General features: G+C 43.0%; 13 protein-coding genes. 12 read left to right on the top strand and 1 reads right to left on the bottom strand.

All coding sequences use genetic code 11. The features are described from left to right. Positions 1–5: 5 nt before the first annotated feature. From TY03_RS19990 to TY03_RS19940, 11 genes are all read left to right on the top strand, one after another. A complete protein-coding gene (locus tag TY03_RS19990; protein ID WP_042373229.1) occupies positions 6–1,940 on the top strand; it encodes a hypothetical protein in 1,935 nt (644 codons plus the stop codon). 105 nt (positions 1,941–2,045) lie between these two features. After that, positions 2,046–3,023, top strand: a complete 978-nt coding sequence (locus TY03_RS19985; protein ID WP_042373228.1) for a 6-bladed beta-propeller — start codon at positions 2,046–2,048, stop codon at positions 3,021–3,023. A gap of 30 nt (positions 3,024–3,053) precedes the next feature. Next, positions 3,054–4,706 carry an O-antigen ligase family protein gene (locus TY03_RS19980; protein WP_042373226.1) on the top strand — a complete coding sequence of 551 codons (1,653 nt, stop codon included), beginning with the start codon at positions 3,054–3,056 and terminating at the stop codon, positions 4,704–4,706. Between the two features lie 44 nt (positions 4,707–4,750). Then, complete coding sequence (locus TY03_RS19975) at positions 4,751–5,104, top strand: hypothetical protein (protein ID WP_042373224.1); 354 nt, start codon at positions 4,751–4,753, stop codon at positions 5,102–5,104. Positions 5,105–5,111: 7 nt separating this feature from the next. Further along, positions 5,112–6,359: a 6-bladed beta-propeller gene (locus TY03_RS19970; protein WP_042373222.1), complete on the top strand. Its 1,248-nt coding sequence runs from the start codon at positions 5,112–5,114 to the stop codon at positions 6,357–6,359. Next, a complete protein-coding gene (locus tag TY03_RS22260) occupies positions 6,343–6,915 on the top strand; it encodes a hypothetical protein (RefSeq protein ID WP_081713142.1) in 573 nt (190 codons plus the stop codon). Before TY03_RS19970 ends, TY03_RS22260 begins: the two co-directional genes overlap by 17 nt. Before the next feature lie 15 nt (positions 6,916–6,930). After that, positions 6,931–8,025: an efflux RND transporter periplasmic adaptor subunit gene (locus TY03_RS19960; RefSeq protein ID WP_042373220.1), complete on the top strand. Its 1,095-nt coding sequence runs from the start codon at positions 6,931–6,933 to the stop codon at positions 8,023–8,025. A gap of 7 nt (positions 8,026–8,032) precedes the next feature. Continuing rightward, positions 8,033–11,110: an efflux RND transporter permease subunit gene (locus TY03_RS19955; RefSeq protein WP_042373218.1), complete on the top strand. Its 3,078-nt coding sequence runs from the start codon at positions 8,033–8,035 to the stop codon at positions 11,108–11,110. Beyond that, entirely contained in the window at positions 11,107–12,597 is a 1,491-nt protein-coding gene (locus TY03_RS19950; RefSeq protein ID WP_042373216.1) for a TolC family protein, read from the top strand. Before TY03_RS19955 ends, TY03_RS19950 begins: the two co-directional genes overlap by 4 nt. Further along, entirely contained in the window at positions 12,594–15,755 is a 3,162-nt protein-coding gene (locus TY03_RS19945; protein WP_042373214.1) for an efflux RND transporter permease subunit, read from the top strand. Before TY03_RS19950 ends, TY03_RS19945 begins: the two co-directional genes overlap by 4 nt. A gap of 106 nt (positions 15,756–15,861) precedes the next feature. Next, complete coding sequence (locus tag TY03_RS19940; RefSeq protein ID WP_042373211.1) at positions 15,862–17,049, top strand: OmpA family protein; 1,188 nt, start codon at positions 15,862–15,864, stop codon at positions 17,047–17,049. Between the two features lie 86 nt (positions 17,050–17,135). Here the strand turns inward: TY03_RS19940 and trpS are convergent, their stop codons facing one another. Next, complete coding sequence (gene trpS, locus TY03_RS19935) at positions 17,136–18,125, bottom strand: tryptophan--tRNA ligase (protein ID WP_042373209.1); 990 nt, start codon at positions 18,123–18,125, stop codon at positions 17,136–17,138. 300 nt (positions 18,126–18,425) lie between these two features. Between trpS and carB the strand changes: the two genes are divergently transcribed. Beyond that, positions 18,426–21,647 carry a carbamoyl-phosphate synthase (glutamine-hydrolyzing) large subunit gene (gene carB, locus TY03_RS19930; protein ID WP_042373207.1) on the top strand — a complete coding sequence of 1,074 codons (3,222 nt, stop codon included), beginning with the start codon at positions 18,426–18,428 and terminating at the stop codon, positions 21,645–21,647. Positions 21,648–21,888 lie beyond the last annotated feature (241 nt).

The raw sequence follows: 21,888 nt of genomic DNA, 5'->3' as shown, positions 1-21,888 counted from the left end.
TTGTTATGAAGCAAACGATTAATATACTGTTATTAGGAACCTTGATTTTGTCCGGTTGTTGCTCTTCTGCTAATAGGCGGCTTGATGCTGCGTTGGAGTTTGCCGGTGATAACCGATCGGAACTCGAACAGGTATTGGAGCATTACAAAGACAGTGGCGAGAAGTATAATGCTGCCCGGTTTTTGATCGAAAATATGCCTCGTTACTTTAGTTATGAGGGTGAACGGTTGGATAGTGTAAAGGCTGTCAAAGCCGAAATCATTAAAAAGGGATTCTTGACCGATGAGCAAAAAAACAAATGGAAGGGATTCTCTCCCAAAGAACTGATTCGGGTTTACGATGCAAAAGTGATTAAAGCAGCCTTTCTGATCGATAATATTGATTTGGCATTTTCTGTGTGGAAAGGTAAACCATGGGGGCGGTCGGTCTCTTTTAATGACTTTTGCGAATTTATTCTGCCTTATCGACTGGCAGACGAACCATTGGAGAACTGGCGAAGAACTTATTATGACCGTTTCTCGGCTCTGTTGGACTCTTTGTATCAAGGCAATGATCCGGTAGTGGCTACCGACTCATTGTATGGGGCATTGAAGAAAATTACTTGGAAATACAATCTAAGCTTTAATTTACCGGCTTTGGGTGCTACCTTTTTGCTGAACAACCCGATAGGAGGTTGCAAGGAAGTGAGTGATTTCACTGTTTATGTAATGCGTGCTCTAGGATTTCCGGTGGCTATTGATGCGTATTTGTACTCTCCGGTCAATCGGTATGCCCATTATTGGAATGTATTGCAGGATACCACCGGAATAAATATACCTTTCTGGCTTCTGGATACGAAAGTACAACGAGGCGGAACGGATGGAAGAAAGAAAGGGAAGGTGTATCGTTTGTGCTATGGACTGCAAAAAGAAAAGCTCAAAGGTCTTTTCGCTTCGGAAGAAACTCCTGCGTCTCTGCGAAACGGATATGTAAAGGATGTGACGCATGAGTATTTTGGTAAAAATACATCGGAGATAGAAGTTGATAGCCGGTTATGTGGCGAATTTGTATATCCGGCTGTATTCAGAAAAGAGGGGTGGTACCCCGTAGATGTAGCCGAACATCATAACGGGAAGGCAACGATACGCAATATTGAACCGGACGTAACCTTTATACCTTTGAGCAGTAAAGATAGACGTGTAAGGGCAGTGGGGTATCCCTTTCAACTCACTGCTTCGGGGGTACGCTCCTTCCGGCCCGATCAACAAAAAACAGAGCGAGTAACGTTGCGACGTAAATATGCACTTCGACGAAAAATAGAGGCTTCTTTAAAGTCGGTAAAAGGAACTTGTATAGAAGGTTCTTCTACGCCGACCTTTCAGCGTGCGGAGCTGCTGCATACCATTACATCTGTGCCTTATCCGTATATGGATAACAACGTGGTATCGCTATGTTCGGCTGCTCCTTACCGCTATATCCGATATTCATCTGCACCCGATGAGCCGATTGACATGGCCGAACTCTCGTTTTACACTGCATCTGCACCGGATGAAAAGATAGAGATGAAGGTATACAGTGCAAGCGATATTCATTTGGATAAAGACCGGGCTAAAGTGGCTAAAATGATCGATGGGGAGCATTTAACCTATTATACCTCGGCTATGAAAGGTGCGAATGTGATTTTTGATTTAGGTCGGCCTCAATCGATAAAGAAGATGGTCTATACACCGCATACCGATGGCAATTTTATCTATCAGGGCGATGAGTATGAATTGTATTATCAGAATGGTGCGCATGGTTGGGTGTCGTTAGGTCGAAAAACGGCAGTCGAGGCTCAGTTGGTTTATGAGAATGTTCCTGTCAATGCATTGTTGTGGCTTACTAACTTGTCGCGTGGAAGAGATGAGCAAGTCTTTTATATAGAAGACGGAGAACAAGTGTTTGTGTTAAATGATAAATAAGTATAAACTGGGTTGAAAGCAAGAAAACCCAATCCAAACTTAAGAAGAAAAAATAAAGCCAGCAAATCAATTAGAATAATATGTCTCTAATTCTAACTAATAAAAATGAAAAAAAATATTCTTTGTTTTGTGATATACGGTTTGTTTGCCGTATTTTTCAACTCTTGCTTGGAATCAGCAACTCCTAAGCTAGATTGTACGGTGGTTAAAGCTATTGATATGTATCCAGATTCGTCTTATTTTTCTCAAATTCAATGTATGCAATTCTATAATGGAAAGGTCTATTTGCTTGATTCAAAACGGAGAGATATAGCTATCTTAGACTCTACTTTACAAACAATTGAAATGATAGGTAGAATTGGTGATGGACCTGAGGATTTTCAAATGCCATTGAAGTTTTATATGGATAAAGATACCTTGTATCTGTTGGATGGGGGGAGTGGAAGTATTAAACTCTTTAATAACAATCAATATATTACTCAATACAAATTACCTTCAGGACTTGACGAACGGTTTGCAAAGAAACAGAACGAACTATACATTCCTAGTGTTACTGATTCTTCTTCAATATTATCGGTTCGTATTCAAAACTCAAACTCGAGTTTTGAATATTGGGGGGAATTAACGGCTTTTGAATCGGGAAAGCAAACCCGTTTAAGAAATAATCGTGAGCTATTACAAGAAGGAAATTTTCTATATGCTGTTTCTGATAATAAGTTTATAGTGGAAAAATATGATTTGAATAATAAAAAAGTGTTTGAGTGTTATGACTTTTCGGAAGTTGAGTTGATTAAAAGAAATATAAATTTTATAAATTCTCATTCTATTGAAAATTCTTATTATGTATCCATTGAGGATGCATATATAGAAAGAGAGAATCTTTATTTGTTATATTCTACTTTTGTAGATAGCTATAAAACAAATACATTATTGAAAATATCTCTTATGCCCTCTATGAAAATGGTGGGATTATATACTTTACCAAACAAGTGCTATCGCTCTATCTGTGTATCTCCGGATAATTTTCTGTATGCGTTTAGTACAGACTGTATTATAGAAAAGATTAAATTAGATCATTTTTGAATCTATAATTCTAACTTTTAAATAAAGCCAATGAAAAAAATAATAGAACTTAGAACCTATCTTGCATATAGTTTAGTGGTTATAGCCATAGCTTTGGTGCTTGGGGGTGTTTGTGTAGAGAATACCGGGTTGCCTGCCGGAGAGATGGCTGCGCAATGGGATTGGTTTGCCAAAACCGGGATACTGTTTACCGTATCTGTCTATCTTGCGTTCATTGTCTATTCCAAAGAACGTAACCTATCTGTTGATTTTTACCTAGCTGTAGTCTGGGTGCTTATTCTTTTGGGAGCTTGGGAGGCATTTGTGGGCATACGTCAGTTATATGGATTTTCTTATTCCAATCATTCGTTATATAAGATGACCGGAAGTTTCTTTAACCCCGGACCCTATTCTGGATATCTGGCCATGGTGTTTCCACTTTGTTTGAGCGAATGGCTGAGGCTGAAAGAGAAGAGTAAACGGATGTGGTTCGAAACAGGGCAGCTCTACATAGCCGGTAGCACGATGGTGTTGATTCTGTGTGTGCTACCTGCGGGAATGAGTCGATCGGCTTGGTTGGCTACTTTTCTTTCGAGCCTTTGGGTATGGGGGATGCACTGCGGGTGGTTAAGCAAATGCAAACGGCTCTGGAAAGAGCATCCCAAGCGGATGGTCGGTTTGTGTGTGCTTGCTCTGTTCTGTGTGCTGTTGGCTATGGGAGGTACGTTTTACCTCAAAAAAGACTCGGCAAACGGTCGGCTATTTATGTGGAAGATAAGCTGTAAGGCTATTGCACAACAACCGATTACGGGTTATGGACAAGGACGTTTTGCCGAAGCTTACGGTACGGCACAAGAGGCTTACTTTGCCAAAGGAGGCTATTCGGAACAGGAAGAGCTGGTGGCAGGTAGTCCCGAATATGCCTTTAATGAATACCTGCAACTAGCGGTGGAACATGGTATACCGGTGTTGTTGTGTGTATTACTTTTTATTGGATTTTGTTTGTGGCGAGGTATTGCACAAGGAAGAGTCGGTACGTGTAGTGCAGTTTTTTCATTGCTGGTGTTTGCTTTTTCTTCCTATCCAATGCAATTGCCGATTTTTATCATTACATTTGCTTTTCTACTAGCAGCTTGTGTAGTAGGACGTTCGCGGATCGCATTGGGGGTATTTGCATTAGTGATTGGGCTTGCTGCCACCGTATATTATAGACAGAATGGGTACGAGGCTTCCAACGAGTGGGCACGTAGCCGGATACTTTACCACTCCGGAGCCTATGACGGAGCAAAGGCACAATACACCAAGCTATATCCCGAACTCAAAACAAGACCCACATTTTTGTTTGAATATGGGCATTGCCTGCATAAACTCAACGAGTACGAGGCCTCGAATAAAATATTGAAAGAAGCGGCTACCCGAAGTTGTGATCCGATGATATTTAATATCATAGCCAAAAACGAGCAACTGCAAGGACGGTATGCAAGTGCCGAGGGGTGGTTAAAGCGATCTGTCAATCTGCTACCGGGGCGGATTTATCCATACTATTTGTTGGCAAAACTCTATGCTGAGCCTACATTCTACCAACCGGAGAAAATAAAACAGATGGCAACTGTGGTGCTGACGAAAGAACCGAAAGTACAATCCACTGCAGTAAAGGAGATGAGAGAAGAAATGAAGAAATTGCTTAAAGATGTGGGTATTTGAGATAAGGGCTATATTGATTAAAGACACATTAAATGTAGAGTATTATGAAAAGAGTTTTATTTGTAATTTTATTATTTATTCTGATTGGCTTTGCTGCTTTGAAAGGTACTATGCTTCAAGTGAATAGCACTTTGACCTTAGCCAATATAGAAGCTCAGGCTTTTGGAGAAGGTGGGGGAGAAGCTGGTGGAGATGAAAACTGTAGAACTAGTGTCTCCTATAGTGAAATGACTCAGAAATGTGATAGACGGGAACAAACTATTAGAATCACAATGACTTACAGCTGTGAAGGAAGTGGCTCTGGTATTTGCAATAGTGGAAGTGTTCATTATTATTATGATTGTAATGGTGTTGAAATAGGAAAAACTGATAATGTTGGAGTAAAATCCTGTAAATAGATGCCTTATGGGATATGAAAAACTCTTTCGGAAACTGTTGTTACTATTATGTCTCCTTCTATGCTCTTGTGCTACGGAGAGAAGGAGCAAATTAACTAGTGGAACTGGGTTTATAATAGATCTTGATACTGTTTTGTCAGTTAAAGAATTACGTACTTCCGATGTCTTTAAATCAGTTAAGGCTGTAATTCTGAAAAATGATAAGACTCTACTTGGGAATATAGATAAAATGCAGACGTATGGAGATAATCTCTTTATTTTGGATAAAAATATAGCTAAAGGAGTATATGTTTTTAATAAGAATGGAGATTTTATTCGTAAAATAGGAAGTATAGGCATTGCACCGTCTGAATACATGTCATGCGATGATTTTGCTGTTAATTGCATTGATAATGAAATTTATATTTATGATTCTTATCAAAAAGAGTTGCACAAATATGATTTGGCATCAGGTTTATATTTAACTTCTACTAAACTAGCTAGAAATATATATTTTGATCGGATATTATTTAATAGTGGTCGTTTGTATGCTACCAATGTTTCCTTTGACCCTAAAGTAAGTAAAGATTCATACTTTTTGTTACAACAAATAGATACATCTACCGGAGGTTTAGTTGATCAATGGATGGATGTTGCCCAATACAATAGAGGCTGGAAAGGTGGATTCTTTCATGTGAATGCATTTTATTATGTAAATCAACACACAGATTTATTTATACTAGGATTTATGGATTCTATTATGTGCATTAATGATGGTATTATTGCACCATATCTTACTATAAAGAGTAAAGATGTTATCCAAAAAGAAGATTTGCAGCAAGATATCAATCTCTCTATTGACCCTATTGCTAGAGGCAATGATTATATGCGCTTGATACGACGGTTCAAAAAGGAGAATAAGATTTATAAGATAGACGAAATCTTCGAGTATAGAAATACGTTGCATTTAAGTTATAGTAAACAGATAAGATATAGCATACAATATAATAAAATATCGAATACTGTTTCTGTTTTTGATAGGACTAAAGATGACCTATTATTTAAAAAAATACCTATGAATTACCAAAGTCCTGTTTTCTTGGGAGCTGATGAACAAGGTGTTTATTATTGTGTCAACCCAGACAATTTGCAGGAAATGAAACATTTTGCTTTAATGGGAAATACTTTGTCAGAACGTTTGGTTAATCAAGAGCAATTGGTTACACTTAATGAAGACTCGAATCCTCTAATTCTATATTATGAATATAAAGAATAACCATTGGATATTGGGGCTAAATATATGTATTATTGCTCTAATACTGTTTGGCGCTTATAAACAAGCCCAAATAAAAGAGTGTACTCTACGGTTATCTTTACTCCAAGAACAGTCAAGAGAAAATTTGAAAAGATTAATAAACCACATGAGTGTGAATGTTGGCGTATCTATTGATTCCTTAGAAGGAGGCCTTCATCCTTATAAAAATAAACTAATTTATCGGTTTTCTGAGGATATGTGTGATGAATGTATAAATGAAGATATAAAGGCATTAATGAGATCAAATATAGGGAAGGATAATGTTTTTATGCTTCCGACTTATCATTTGAGTCGAAGTAACGCCATTTTATTAAATAATAAATTGGCTCATTTTAGTCATGAGAATATTTTGTTCTATAAATGGCGGTTTCCTATTCATCGGGAGACAGGACTTGAGCAACGTTATTTTGCTTTTGTAAACTCAACTGGAAATATGACATCTGTATTCTTTCCAATTAAGAATGGAGAATTGTTTACCGATTTGTATCTTGAATTGATAAAAGAAAAATTAAAATAGTAAATATAAAATAGAATGAAGACACATACCAAAATCTATCTGCTATGCCTATCATTGGCTATGCTGACATCCTGTTCAGAGAATAAAAAAGGAGAGACAACAGAAGCCGGAGTATCTACAGTACTGCCTGACGCAAAGAATGAGGTTGCAGTTGTAACCCTAAAAAAGCAACCTTTTCATCACGAACTGGTGAGCAACGGCAAGGTAACAGCACGGGGGCTGGCCGATCTGCGCTTTGCCAGTAGCGAAGTGGTAGCTCATATCTATGTGAAGAATGGTGATCGGGTACAGCGTGGACAAAAGCTGGCGGAGTTAGACAAATTTAGGCTGAGCAATAAATTGGCGCAAGCAAAAGACGGGCTCGAAAAAGCACGATTGGAGTTGCAGGACGTGTTGATTGGACAAGGCTACTCGATGGATGAGGCAACCAAAGTCCCTGCTGAAACCATGCAACTGGCCAAAGTGAAGAGCGGATACGACCAAAGTAAGATACAATATGAACTGGCAAAATACGAAGAAGAACATGCTACGCTCGTGGCGCCGTTTGATGGTACGGTAGCCAACTTGTTTGCCAAACCGCACAATATAGCTTCGACTGCCGATGTGTTCTGTACCATTGTAGATACACAGGGAATGGAAGCCGACTTTACAGTGCTCGAGAATGAATTGGCACTCATCCAAAAAGGAGATAAAGTAGTGATTACGCCTTATGCGAATGCACAAGAGATGTATGAAGGCAGTGTATCGGAAATAAATCCGCTGGTCGATGATAAAGGCATGGTAAAGGTACGTGCACGAGTGAATGGAAAAGGAAAGCTGTTTAGCGGAATGAATGTGAGGGTGAGTGTGCGCAGATCGTTGGGCAGTCAGTTGGTAATACCTAAAAGTGCGGTGGTGCTACGTTCGGGCAAACAAGTGGTGTTTACACTCAAAAATGGAAAATCGATGTGGAACTATGTACATACGGGGTTGGAAAATGCAACACAATATGTAGTCTCGAATAAAGCCGATACCGGAGTAACCGACGGACTATTGGAGGGAGATACGGTGATTGTAACAGGAAACCTCAACCTGGCACACGAAGCAAAGGTACAACCCACTAACCTGTAACACACCTATGATTAAATTTCTAATACAACGGCCCATCGCGGTACTGATGGCATTCACAGCTTGCTTTATTGTGGGGCTGCTGACTTATTTTACCTTGCCGATATCACTGCTACCCGATATCGCTATTCCGGAAATAACGGTTCAGGTATCTGCTACTCATACATCGGCACGCGAACTCGAAAACACAATCGTAAAACCCATTCGGCAACAACTCATTCAAGTGGCAAGTCTCAAAGACATGACAAGCGAAACGCGTGACGGAACGGGTATCATCCGGTTGAAGTTTGACTATGGAACGAATACCGATCTGGCGTTTATCGAAGTCAATGAGAAGATCGATGCGGCTATGAATTATTTGCCCAAAGGCGCAGACAGGCCGAAGGTAATCAAGGCGAGTGCCACGGATATACCGGTCTTTTACCTGAACCTGACACTGAAGAGTGACAGTGCGTATGGTACAACCGACCAACAGGCTTTTTTGAATCTCTGTGAGTTCTCGGAGTCGGTGATTAAGCGACGCATCGAACAACTTCCCGAGGTAGCTATGGTAGATGTCACGGGAATGATTGAACGTCAACTGCAAATAGTACCCGATGCCGATCGATTATCCATGTTGGGATTGTCGATTAAAGATATTGAAACAGCATTGGCGCAGAATAATGTAGAGCCCGGCAGCATGACCGTGCGCGATGGGTATTACGAATATAACATCAAGTTCTCTACCTTATTGCGTACGGCAGAGGATGTGGAGAATATCTATATTCGCAAAGAAGGGCGCATCATTCAACTGAAAGAGTTTTGCAAAGTGGCCATTGTACCTGCAAAGGAGAAAGGAGTATCGGTCTCTAACGGTAAGCGGGCGGTAACGCTGGCTATCATAAAGCAGGCCGATGAGAATATGGACAATATGAAGGAGGCCCTCACACAAACAATGGATTACTTCAAGCGGATATATCCCAATATTGAATTCAGTGTGAGTCGCAACCAGACGGAATTGTTAGATTTTACCATCTCGAACCTAAAACAAAACCTATCGTTAGGATTTCTCTTTATCTGTATCGTAGCTGTGCTCTTTCTAGGCGATATAAAATCGCCGCTTATCATCGGACTGAGCATGGTGGTATCCATTGTAATTAGCTTTCTCTTCTTCTACTTCTTTAAGATGTCGCTCAATATCATCTCGTTATCGGGGCTCATTCTAGCATTGGGAATGATGATCGATAGTTCGATTATCGTGACCGAAAATATTTCGCAATACAGGGAGAAAGGGTATTCGCTGCGAAGAGCCTGTGTGGCGGGTACAAGCGAAGTAATAACCCCCATGTTGAGTTCTTCGTTAACAACGATCTCCGTATTCATTCCTCTGGTGTTTATGAGCGGTATTGCGGGAGCCATCTTTTTTGATCAGGCTTTTGCGGTAACGGTGGGCTTGCTGGTCTCTTATTTTACGGGGATCATGCTGCTGCCCGTGCTTTATATGCTGGTATACCGCACAGGCATACGAACGAGGAGGTGGAAGATTTTCTCTGTGAAAAACTATAATCCGATTAAAGAGCATACACTCGACCGCTTTTATGACAGTGGAGTCAATTGGGTGTTCAGACACAAAGTGCTGAGTGTTGCCTTTTGCTTGATATCATTGCCGCTTTGTGTTTTCTTCTTTTTCTTCATTGATAAGGAACGAATGCCGGAGATTGATGAGAACGAGTTGATTAGTCGTATTGAGTGGAACGAGAATATTCATGTGGCAGAGAATCAACGACGGGTAGATAACTTGTTCAGGGAGCTGAAGGGGAGTACCGTTGAGCAAACTGCTTCGGTGGGACAACAGGATTTTATTCTCAACAGAGAACAGGAATTATCATCATCCGAGGCCGAGTTGTATTTTAAGACGGAGACAGCCAACGAGGTGACTCCTTTGCAAAAGGAGGTTTTTCAATGGTTGAAACAGAACTATCCTACCGCTGTAGTTTCATTCTCACCTCCCGAAACGGTATTTGAAAAACTCTTTGTAACGGGAGAACCCGATATAGTCGCCGAACTTTATGCCCGTGATAAGAACCATGCTCCTCAAGCCGATTCTTTACGTATATTGGAGCAAATGCTTGCCCGACAGGCAGGTATTTCTCCTACCGGTATTGCTTTCGAGAACCAATTGGACATGAGCATCAATAAGGAGAAACTGCTACTGTACGGAGTATCGTACGATGAACTGTATCGCATACTGAAAACAGCTTTTAAGGAGAACAGTGTGGCCATGCTACATTCCTATCAGCAGTACTTGCCTATCAATATTGCCGGTGATGAGAAAACCGTCAACCGGGTGTTGCAGGAAACCTTGATACAGACGCAACCCGGTGCTGGCGGACAGGTGAACCACATACCGCTTAGCGAACTACTACAGGTAAGACCTGCCGAAGACTTGAAGAGTATCACCGCCGGACGAAACGGAGAGTATATACCGTTTAAATTCTATGATGTAACGGCGCCCGAGGCATTGATGAACCAAGTGAAAACAGAGATCAATGCTACAGGCAAGTGGGATACGGGCTTTTCGGGCAGCTTCTTTTCGAATCGGAAGATGATGGATGAGCTGGTGGTGATTCTGTTCGTATCGCTTCTGCTCATGTACTTCATTCTGGCAGCACAGTTCGAGAGCTTTCTGCAACCGCTGTTGGTGTTGGTCGAGATTCCCATCGATGTAGCCTTTGCATTACTGCTCTTGTGGCTATGCGGGCATACATTGAACTTGATGTCGGCCATTGGCTTGATTGTGACGTGTGGTATCGTAATCAACGACTCCATCTTGAAACTGGATGCCATCAACGAACTCCGCAAACAGGGAGTACCACTACTCGAAGCCATTCATGAAGCTGGTAAAAGGCGGTTGAGACCTATTATAATGACCTCGTTGACCACCATTTTTGCTATGGTGCCACTGTTGTTCTCGTTCGATATGGGTTCGGAACTGCAAAAGCCCCTCTCCATAGCGATGATTGGTACGATGGTCGTCGGAACTGCGGTGAGTCTGTTTATCATCCCGCTATTGTATTGGTTTATTTATAGAAAAAAAGAGATGTTATGAAGAAAAGATACGGAATAATAGGGGCAGCCTTGTGCTGCTGCCTGATGATGCAGGCACAACAACGGATAAAACTTGATTTGCAGGAAACCATTGTGCTGGCAAATGATAGTTCGTTGGAATCGTTCAGAAAACAAAATATGTATCTGTCCGGTTACTGGCAGTATCGCACGTATAAGGCAAATCGGTTACCGAGTTTGACGTTGAACATGACGCCTGCTCAGTATAACCGCGATATTACCAAACGTTATGATTCGGAACAGAATCTCGATATCTACCGGAGCCAACAGTCATTTTATGCTCGCGGCAATCTGGCCATACGGCAGAACTTCGACCTCACTGGAGGTACGTTCTTTGTAGATTCCGAACTGGGCTATATGCGTAGCTTCGGAGAGCGGGCTACTACTCAATTTACCAGTGTGCCGGTGCGACTGGGTTATGCGCAAAGTTTGGTAGGCTATAATGCCTTTAAGTGGGAGCGGCGCATCGAACCGTTGAAATACGAAAAGGTGAAGAAGGAGTTTATCTACAACGCAGAACAGGTATCGGAGCAGGCTACTACTTATTTCTTTGGATTGGCTATGGCACAGGCAGAGTATAATTTGGCGAAAGAAAACAGTGTTTCGAGCGATAGGCTTTATCGGATTGGAGTACAACGACATAAGATTGCTGCCATTTCGCAAGCCGACTTGTTGACACTGAAGTTGGATGTGGTCAATGCACGCAACACCCTGCAACATAAAGCGAGTGCCTTGAAGCGCGCTATGTTCTCTTTGGCTTCTTTCTTGAACTTGGATAAAAATACGATCATTGAGCTGGAATTGCCATCCCGCCCGGGAGAGATAATGATACCTGTCGATGAGGCTGTAGCATGGGGGCGTGATAACAACCCTAAATTACTCGGATTGAAGCAACAAGTGTTGGAAGCCGAACAAACGGTAGATAAAACGAAGAAGGAGTCGCGCTTCAATGCCAGTGTGAATGCCAGTATCGGATTCAATCAAGTGGCCAATAGCTTTGGAGATGTCTATCATAAACCCATGCAACAAGACTTGGTATCGATCAGCCTTGCCATTCCATTGATTGATTGGGGCGTGCGTAAAGGGAAATACAACATGGCCCGCAACAATCTCAACATCGTTAAGATCTCTTCGCGGCAAGATGAAGTAAGCATGGAAGAAGAGGTCATTATGACGGTGAACGATTTTAATATTCAGCAGAGTTTAATTTCGAGTGCGGAAGAGGCACTCGACCTCTCGATATTGGCTTATAATGAAACCCGGCAACGATTTATCATCGGTAAGGCCGATATCAACAGCCTCACCCTTTCGCTCAACAGGCAGCAAGAGGCGCAGCGCAACTACATCTTGTCGTTGCAAAACTATTGGCTGAATTATTATAAGATACGAAAACTAACCTTGCACGATTTTGCAACGGGCGTTTCGTTGGTCGATAAGTTTGATTTTAACGGAGGAAGGTTGGTGAGATGAAAGCTTCGTCCTTTACATTGATTGTAGCCTTTATCTGCGTAGCCTTGGTAGGGTTGGCATTGATACCCCTGCTTCCTGTTAAGCTGAACCCTTCTCGTACGTTACCCGGCTTTACGGTCCGCTTCGGTATGCCGGGCAATTCGGCACGTGTAGTAGAGATGGAAGCTACCAGCAAACTAGAGGCTATGTTGGCTCGTATCAAAGGTATCCGAAATATATATTCTACCTCGGGCAATGGGTGGGGAAACATAACGATTGAACTCGATAAGCATGCCCGTCCGGATGTAGTGCGTTTCGAGGCATCTACAATCATCCGGCAGACTTGGCCGTTGCTACCCGATGGGGTGACCTATCCTTATATTCAAATGAAACGTCCCGATGAAAATGCTTCGCGTCCTTTCATGTCGTTTACTTTGAATGCACCTTCTACACCGATCCTGATTCAGCAGTATGCCGAAGAACATATCAAAACCCGATTGGCACAGATACCGGGTATTTATAAGATTGAGCTGAACGGTGCCACTCCGATGGAGTGGAGGCTAGAGTATGATAGTGAGCAGTTGCGCCACTTAGGTGTCAGCATAAGTGAGATTCAACAGGCAGTGAGTCGCTACTACCAGAAGGAGTTTCTGGGTACTTATGATACAGAGTCGGGGGCAGGTACGAAGCAGTGGATACGCTTGGCTTTGGTACCGACCAGTCAAACCAATGAGTTCGATGCAGCGGACATAGCCGTTAAAGTAACGGATGGGCGAGTCATTCGACTGAACGAGCTGGTACAGGTAACACGTGTTGAGGAAGAGCCACAAAGCTATTACCGTATCAATGGTCTCAATTCCATCTATCTGTCGCTGACTGCCGAGGAAACAGCCAATCAACTTCAGTTAAGTAAGCAAGTCAAACAGGAGATAGACCAATTGCAACGAGTGCTTCCGGCCGGATATGAGATACATGCCAATTATGACGCAACCGAATTTATTCATGAAGAACTCGATAAAATTTACTTGCGTACGGGGCTTACCGTACTCATTCTACTTTTATTTGTACTGATTATTACGCTCAACGCACGCTATCTTTTCCTTATCGTAGTGAGTCTGAGCATCAATCTGGCCATTGCCGTGATCTTTTACTATCTGTTTGGTTTGGAGATGCAGCTTTATTCGTTGGCAGGTATTACCGTATCACTCAATTTGATACTCGACAATACGATTATGATGGCCGATCATTTGTTGCATCGAAAGAACCGAAAGGCCTTTCTCTCTATACTGGCAGCCACACTAACCACGGTAGGCGCATTAGTAATTATCTTTTTCCTGGATGAGAAGATACGCCTGAACTTACAGGATTTTGCTGCCGTAGTGATTATCAATTTGATTGTCTCCTTATTTGTAGCCCTGTTCTTTGTACCGGCTATGATTGATAAGATGGGGCTGAGGAAAAGGAAACGACGGTTTAGCCACAAGCGGTGGGTAGCAGCTATGCGACGATTTATACGGCGGTTTCCCGTTTATTTTACCCGGTTCTATGGCTGGTTGATCGGTATTCTTTGTCGGTGGCGGTTTGCCGTGTGCATACTGCTACTACTTTTGTTCGGTTTGCCTGTATTTCTACTACCCGAGAAGCTCGAAGGTGAGGGAGAGATGGTAGCACTCTACAATAAAACAATCGGGTCGTCTACTTATAAAGAAAAGGTAAAACCGATCGTTGATAAAGCCTTGGGAGGCAGTTTAAGGCTGTTTGTGCAGAAAGTATATGAAGGAAGCTACTTTACGCGCAATGAAGAGGTCGTATTGTATGCCAATGCCAATCTGCCCAATGGAAGCACGTTGGAGCAAATGAATACACTGGTGAAAAAGATGGAAACGTATCTGAGTGAGTTTAGTGAAATAAAGCAGTTTCAAACATCGGTTTACAGTGCACGCCGTGGCAATATCAGTATTACCTTTAAGAAAGAACATCAAAACAGCGGCTTCCCTTATACCCTGAAAGCGAACATTATCAGCAAAGCACTTCAATTGGGAGGTGGTAGTTGGGGCGTTTATGGCTTGCAAGACCAAGGGTTCAGTAATGATGTGCGCGAAGGGGCCGGTTCATTTCGGGTGAAGATGTATGGTTATAACTACGACGAACTGTATCAATGGGCCGAGCGGTTGAAAGAGAAACTGTTGACGCACAGACGAATCAAAGAGGTAGCCATCAACTCCGAATTCTCTTGGTGGAAGGATGATTATCAAGAGTTTTACTTTCAGCTGAACAAAGAACGAATGGCACAGGAAGATATTGAAGCCAATACGTTATTTAGCCTGATGCGACCGATCTATGGTAAGAATATGGAGATTGGTGCGGTCGTGGCCGAGAATGGAGTAGAGAAGATCAAGCTCTCTTCGAAACAGTCTCACGAGTATGATATATGGGCCATGCAGTATTTTCCTTATGGCACAACGGATAAGCAACATAAATTATCGGGTTTGGCAACTGTCGAGAAAGGGCAGATGCCCCAGCAGGTAGCCAAAGAAAATCAGCAATACCGGTTGTGTTTGCAATACGAGTATATCGGATCTTCCGAGCAAGGTAATAAAATACTGAAACGTGATTTAGAAGAGTTTAACACCCTTCTGCCTATGGGGTATAGTGCCGAGTCGGATAGCCAGAATTGGTCGTGGGGGCAAAAGGATAATAAACAATACTTGCTATTGCTGGTTGTTATCGCCATCATATTCTTTACAACCAGTATTTTATTTAACTCATTGAAGCAACCATTGGCTATTATCGGAGTTATTCCGGTGTCGTATATCGGAGTGTTTCTTACCTTTTATTGGTTCAAACTTAATTTTGACCAAGGAGGTTTTGCCGCGTTTGTGTTGCTTTGCGGTATCACGGTGAATGCCAGTATTTATATACTGAATGAGTACAATTCCATTCGCAGACGTTTGCCCCGAATGAGCTCAAGACGCGCATATACCAAGGCTTGGAATGCAAAGGTGATCCCAATTTTCCTAACGGTCGTTTCCACTATTCTAGGTTTTATCCCTTTTATGGTGGGAACAGACAAAGAGGCTTTCTGGTTTCCATTGGCGGCAGGTACTATTGGTGGGCTATTGATGTCTATCGTTGCTGTGTTTATCTTCCTACCGGTATTTGTACTAAAAAGGAAATAGACGAAACCATTTTTTTTAATATTTTCAGAACCTTTTAGTGTAGCTCGTGTTATTTAAACAGTTACAATAGTAAAAGACATAATAACAACTTAACTATTTTAGGTATATGAAAAAAATTTTAATGCTGCTGGCGTTTGCCGGCGTTGCTTCTGCTGCAGCTGCGCAGCAGGCTACTGTTACCGAAGTTGAAGTTATCCAAGTGAAGGATAAATATCAAGTGATAACCAATCCATTCTGGGATAATTGGTTTATTTCTCTTGGTGGTGGTGCTTCTGTTTTGTTCGGTCACGAAGATCATGCTGGTAAGTTTACAGATCGTATTAGCCCCACATTAAATGTTGCCGTTGGCAAATGGTTTACTCCGGGTCTTGGTTTACGTTTACAGTATAGCGGATTACAAGCAAAAGGCTATACCTATAACAAAACAGCTCCTTATGTAACAGGTGGTGTTATTGGCGATGGTTATTACAAGCAGAAGTTTGATTACATGAATCTTCACGGTGATGTAATGTTTAACCTCAATGCCTTATTTGGAGGATACAACTCACAACGTGTATACGAAATCATTCCTTATTTGGGTGCAGGTTTTGTTCATAACTACACCTCTCCAGAGCGTGAAGCATTTGCTGTAAATGTAGGTTTGATTAACCGTTTCCGCTTGTCGAGTGCTCTTGACCTTAACCTAGAGTTGAGCGCTATGGGTACCGAAAGCAAATTTGATGGCGAACCTATTGGCAAGCACGATTTCGACGGAGTTGTCAGTGCAACACTTGGTTTGACCTATCGTTTCCCTGCTCGTGGATTCAATCGTCCTGTACCACAAATTATCTCCGAGCTTGAACTTAGCAATATGCGTCAGATGATGAATCAGATGGCAGCTGCTAACCTGAGCTTGCAACAACAACTGGCCGATGCACAAAACAAGCCTACTGCAGTTGTAGAACAAGAGAATGTAACTGTTGATGCCAATATTGCTCCTCGTACTGTATTCTTTACGATCGGTTCGGCAGCACTTTCTCCTCGCGAAGAGATGAACATTAAGTTCTTGGCCGATAGAATGAACGAATTCCCCGACATGACTTACACAGTATACGGATATGCCGACTCTGCAACAGGTACTCCTGCTTTCAACAAAGAGTTGAGTATGAAACGTGCACAAGCTGTTGTTGATGTATTGGTTAAGAAATACGGAATTGCTGCTAACCGCTTGAAAGTTGATGCAGGTGGTGGTGTAGATAAATTCGGTAAACCGGTTTACTTGAACCGCGTTGTATTGGTTGAATCTGCTAACTGATAAGTAGACACTATAATCTGAGAAAAAGAGGGTTCACTTCATTGCGAAGTGAACCCTCTCTCTTTTTTAAAATTTCCGAATCTCTTTTAGTATGTGCGGAAACCGATGATTTCGCGTACTTCTTTGATCGTTTTGGCTGCACTCTCATGTGCTTTCTCGGCACCTTGGCGGGCAATCTTGTCCAACCATTCCGTGTTGGCCGAGTACTCAACAATGCGCTCGCGTATCGGAGCATTGAAGGCGGCAATATCTACAGCTAACTGTTTCTTCAAGTCTCCGTAGCGGATAGAGCAATCGTTCCACTTTTCGTTGAAGAAGTCGTAGGTCTCTTTTGACGATACAATATCAAGAAACGTGAAGAGGTTTTGTATCACCTCCGGTTTCTCGCTATTAGGAGCGGTAGGACCTGCATCGGTCACTGCTTTCATCACTTTCTTACGAATGGTTTCTGCATCATCCATCAGGTAAATACAGTTTCCTTCAGATTTTCCCATCTTGCCCGATCCATCCAATCCGGGTATTTTAACTGCTTTGGCAGCCAGCGAGAAAGAGGCCGGTTCCGGGAAGAAGTCTACCCCGTATACCGTATTAAAGCGACGGGCAAACTTGCGAGCCATTTCCATATTCTGCTCCTGATCCTTGCCTACCGGTACTTTGACCGCTTTATGAATCAGAATGTCGGCAGCCATCAGTGTCGGATACGTCAGCAAACCTGCATTTACATTATCGGGTTGCTTGCGTGCTTTCTCTTTGAAGGTGGTACAACGCTCCATCTCTCCCAGATAAGCATTCATATTCAAGTAGAGGTACAGTTCGAGCACCTCTTTCACATCGCTCTGTATATAGATAGTGGCTTTATCGGGGTCTATTCCGCAAGCCAGGTATTCGGTCAGAATGGTGCGTGCACTGTTCACTATGTTTTCAGGTTTGGGGCGTGTCGTTAAAGAGTGCCAGTCGGCAATAAAGAAATAACAATTATATTCGTTCTGCATTTGCAGAAAACTTTTCACTGCTCCAAAATAATTGCCCAAATGCAAATTGCCTGTCGGGCGAATTCCACTAACAACTGTTTCCATAAAAATTCTGTTCGTTAATAATTTCGTGCAAAATTACACAAAATGATTCGAATATCTTTGCTATGTTCAAAATAAGTCTTTACTTTGCACAAATTTTAAAGTAGCAATGAATCAACAGGAAATCAGAAGTCGGTATTATCTTCAATCGGATGTCTTTCATCCCGAATCTGCTGGCTTCTTCCCCTATTTCCCAAAAACGATATTTTGTTCTTTGGTAATGCGTTAGTCCTTTTTAAGGGTAACGCATTTTTTTTGTGTGTATACGAAAACAACCACTTATTATAATATATAAAAGAAGAAATGGAAAAGGAAATGAAAAAAGTCCTTGTCTTAGGTTCAGGAGCACTTAAGATAGGACAAGCCGGAGAGTTTGACTACTCTGGTTCGCAGGCACTGAAAGCCTTGAAAGAAGAAGGTATCAGTTCGGTATTGGTCAATCCGAACATCGCAACCATTCAGACTTCCGAAGGAATTGCTGATAAGGTTTATTTCCTTCCCGTTAATACCTATTTTGTGGAGGAGATTATCAAGAAAGAACGTCCGGATGGTATCTTGTTGGCCTTTGGTGGACAAACGGCGTTGAACTGTGGTACGGAACTCTACATGCAAGGCATTCTTGATAAATATGGTGTGAAGGTGTTGGGTACCTCGGTGGAGGCTATCATGTACACCGAAGATCGCGACCTTTTTGTGAAGAAGCTTGATGAAATTGACATGAAGACTCCCGTCAGTCAAGCGGTAGAGACCATGGCCGATGCCATTGCTGCTGCCGAACGTATCGGCTTCCCGGTTATGGTTCGCTCGGCTTATGCCTTGGGCGGATTGGGTAGTGGTATCTGCGAGAACAAAGAAGAATTCCTGGCATTGGCCGAAAGTTCTTTTGCTTTCTCAAAGCAGATCCTGGTCGAAGAGTCGTTGAAGGGATGGAAAGAAATCGAATTCGAAGTGATTCGCGATGCCAACGACCACTGTTTTACGGTGGCAAGCATGGAGAATTTCGATCCGTTGGGTATTCACACCGGAGAGTCTATTGTAGTTGCTCCTACCTGCTCGCTCGATGATGTAGAGTTGACCCTGTTGAAAGAATTGTCTACGAAATGTATCCGTCACCTAGGCATTGTGGGCGAATGTAACATTCAGTACGCGTTCAACTCCGAAACCGATGACTATCGTGTGATTGAGGTCAATGCTCGTCTGAGCCGTTCGTCTGCCTTGGCATCCAAAGCAACCGGCTATCCGTTGGCGTTCGTAGCTGCCAAGGTGGCTTTGGGCTATACCCTCGATCAGATTGGCGAGATGGGTACTACCAACTCCGCTTATGCCGCTCCACAACTCGATTACTATATCTGTAAGATTCCCCGTTGGGATTTGACTAAGTTTGCCGGTGTATCGCGCGAGATTGGTTCGAGCATGAAGTCGGTAGGCGAAATCATGTCTATCGGTCGCTCCTTCGAAGAGATTATTCAGAAAGGATTGCGTATGATTGGCCAAGGCATGCACGGTTTCGTGGGCAATGACGATCTTGTATTCGACGATCTCGACAAGGAACTCTCTTGTCCTACCGACCTGCGTGTGTTTGCCATTGCTTCAGCCATGGAGGCGGGATACAGCATCGACCGCATTCATCAGCTAACTAAGATCGATCCTTGGTTCTTAGGCAAATTGCAGAACATTGTCGATTATAAAAATAAGCTCTCGCAATACAACAAGGTAGAGGAGATTCCTGCCGATGTATTGCGCGAAGCCAAAATACTTGGTTTCTCCGACTTCCAGATTGCCCGCTTCGTACTTAACCCCGAAGGTAATATGGAGAAAGAAAACCTGATGGTACGTGCCCGTCGCAAAGAGTTGAACATCCTGCCCGCAGTGAAACGCATCAACACCATCGCTTCCGAACATCCCGAACTGACTAACTACCTCTACATGACCTATGCTACCGAGGGTTACGATGTAAACTACTACAAGAACGAAAAATCGGTCGTTGTACTCGGATCGGGTGCTTACCGCATCGGTTCGTCGGTAGAATTCGACTGGTGTTCGGTCAACGCTGTGCAAACGGCTCGTAAGCTGGGATACAAATCGATCATGATCAACTACAATCCCGAAACGGTATCGACCGATTATGATATGTGCGACCGCCTTTACTTCGACGAACTATCGTTCGAGCGTGTGCTCGATGTGATCGACCTCGAACAACCCCGTGGTGTGATCGTATCCGTAGGCGGACAAATCCCCAACAACATGGCCATGAAGCTGTATCGCCAGTCGGTGCCTGTATTGGGAACCTCTCCACTCTCTATCGACCGTGCAGAGAATCGCAATAAGTTCTCGGCTATGCTCGATCAGTTGGGCATCGACCAACCCGCTTGGATGGAACTTACCAGCTTAGACGAGGTGAAAGGTTTTGTCGAGAAAGTAGGCTATCCCGTCTTGGTTCGTCCGTCGTACGTGCTTTCGGGTGCTGCCATGAATGTTTGCTACGACGACGAGGAGCTGGAAAACTTCTTGCGTATGGCTGCCGAGGTATCTAAAGAATTCCCTGTAGTGGTTTCTCAGTTCCTCGAAAACACCAAAGAGATCGAGTTCGATGCAGTGGCTCAAAACGGCGAGGTGATCGAATACGCTATTTCCGAACACGTAGAGTTTGCCGGCGTACACTCGGGCGATGCTACGTTGGTGTTCCCCGCGCAGAAAATCTATTTTGCTACGGCTCGTCGCATCAAGAGAATCAGTCGCGAGATTGCCAAAGAATTAAACATCTCGGGTCCGTTCAACATTCAGTTCCTGGCGCGTAACAACGAAGTAAAGGTCATTGAGTGTAACTTGCGCGCATCGCGTAGCTTCCCATTCGTATCGAAGGTACTGAAGCGCAACTTCATCGAAACAGCTACTCGCATCATGCTCGATGCACCGTATACCCGCCCCGATAAGTCAGCATTTGATATTGACTGGATCGGCGTAAAAGCTTCGCAATTCTCTTTCTCACGCTTGCACAAAGCCGACCCTGTACTAGGTGTCGATATGTCTTCTACCGGCGAGGTAGGTTGTATTGGCGACGACTTCTCCGAAGCACTGCTCAATGCAATGATTGCTACCGGCTTCAAGATTCCCGAGAAAGGTGTGATGTTCTCTTCGGGCGCAATGAAGTCGAAAGTCGATCTGCTCGAAGCCAGCCGCATGTTGTTTGCCAAGGGATATAAGATTCATGCCACTGCCGGAACCGCTGCTTTCCTTAACGCACATGGGGTAACTGCACATCCGGTGTACTGGCCCGATGAGAAGCCCGGTTCGGAAGACAACGTGATGCAGATGATTGCCGATCATAAATTCGACCTGATCGTGAATATTCCGAAGAATCACTCGAAACGTGAACTGACGAATGGCTACAAGATTCGTCGCGGAGCCATCGATCATAATATTCCATTGATTACCAATGCTCGTCTGGCAAGTGCCTTCATCGAAGCATTCTGCGAGTTGAAGCAGGAGGATATCCAAATCAAGAGCTGGCAGGAGTATAAGTAATTGCTTTTTTACATACTGTAAATACAAGAAGCCCGAACATTCAGTAATGAGTGTTCGGGCTTCTGCATTAGGTACACTTGCGGTTATTCTTGTCTTGGAGTGCATGATGGGTGTATGCTTGTGGCATGAACATATATCTTTTGCTTGTACAACATGGGGATGTTGTTGTATATAACATGCGGATGTTGTTGGATGAAACATGGGGATGTTGTTGAAGCCAAATAAGTGCTCTTTAAGGTGA

It is taken from the genome of Bacteroides neonati, from assembly GCF_000499785.1.
GTDB classification, from domain to species: Bacteria; Bacteroidota; Bacteroidia; order Bacteroidales; family Bacteroidaceae; genus Bacteroides; species Bacteroides neonati.
This window is presented reverse-complemented; position numbering and strand designations above follow the sequence as displayed.

Excerpts from the sequence above, each read along its gene's own strand:
- TY03_RS19990 (WP_042373229.1), top strand. The coding sequence starts at position 6 with ATGAAGCAAACGATTAATATACTGTTATTAGGAACCTTGATTTTGTCC.
- TY03_RS19985 (WP_042373228.1), top strand. The coding sequence starts at position 2,046 with ATGAAAAAAAATATTCTTTGTTTTGTGATATACGGTTTGTTTGCCGTA.
- TY03_RS19980 (WP_042373226.1), top strand. The coding sequence starts at position 3,054 with ATGAAAAAAATAATAGAACTTAGAACCTATCTTGCATATAGTTTAGTG.
- TY03_RS19975 (WP_042373224.1), top strand. The coding sequence starts at position 4,751 with ATGAAAAGAGTTTTATTTGTAATTTTATTATTTATTCTGATTGGCTTT.
- TY03_RS19970 (WP_042373222.1), top strand. The coding sequence starts at position 5,112 with ATGGGATATGAAAAACTCTTTCGGAAACTGTTGTTACTATTATGTCTC.
- TY03_RS22260 (WP_081713142.1), top strand. The coding sequence starts at position 6,343 with ATGAATATAAAGAATAACCATTGGATATTGGGGCTAAATATATGTATT.
- TY03_RS19960 (WP_042373220.1), top strand. The coding sequence starts at position 6,931 with ATGAAGACACATACCAAAATCTATCTGCTATGCCTATCATTGGCTATG.
- TY03_RS19955 (WP_042373218.1), top strand. The coding sequence starts at position 8,033 with ATGATTAAATTTCTAATACAACGGCCCATCGCGGTACTGATGGCATTC.
- TY03_RS19950 (WP_042373216.1), top strand. The coding sequence starts at position 11,107 with ATGAAGAAAAGATACGGAATAATAGGGGCAGCCTTGTGCTGCTGCCTG.
- TY03_RS19945 (WP_042373214.1), top strand. The coding sequence starts at position 12,594 with ATGAAAGCTTCGTCCTTTACATTGATTGTAGCCTTTATCTGCGTAGCC.
- TY03_RS19940 (WP_042373211.1), top strand. The coding sequence starts at position 15,862 with ATGAAAAAAATTTTAATGCTGCTGGCGTTTGCCGGCGTTGCTTCTGCT.
- trpS (WP_042373209.1), bottom strand. The coding sequence starts at position 18,125 with ATGGAAACAGTTGTTAGTGGAATTCGCCCGACAGGCAATTTGCATTTG.
- carB (WP_042373207.1), top strand. The coding sequence starts at position 18,426 with ATGGAAAAGGAAATGAAAAAAGTCCTTGTCTTAGGTTCAGGAGCACTT.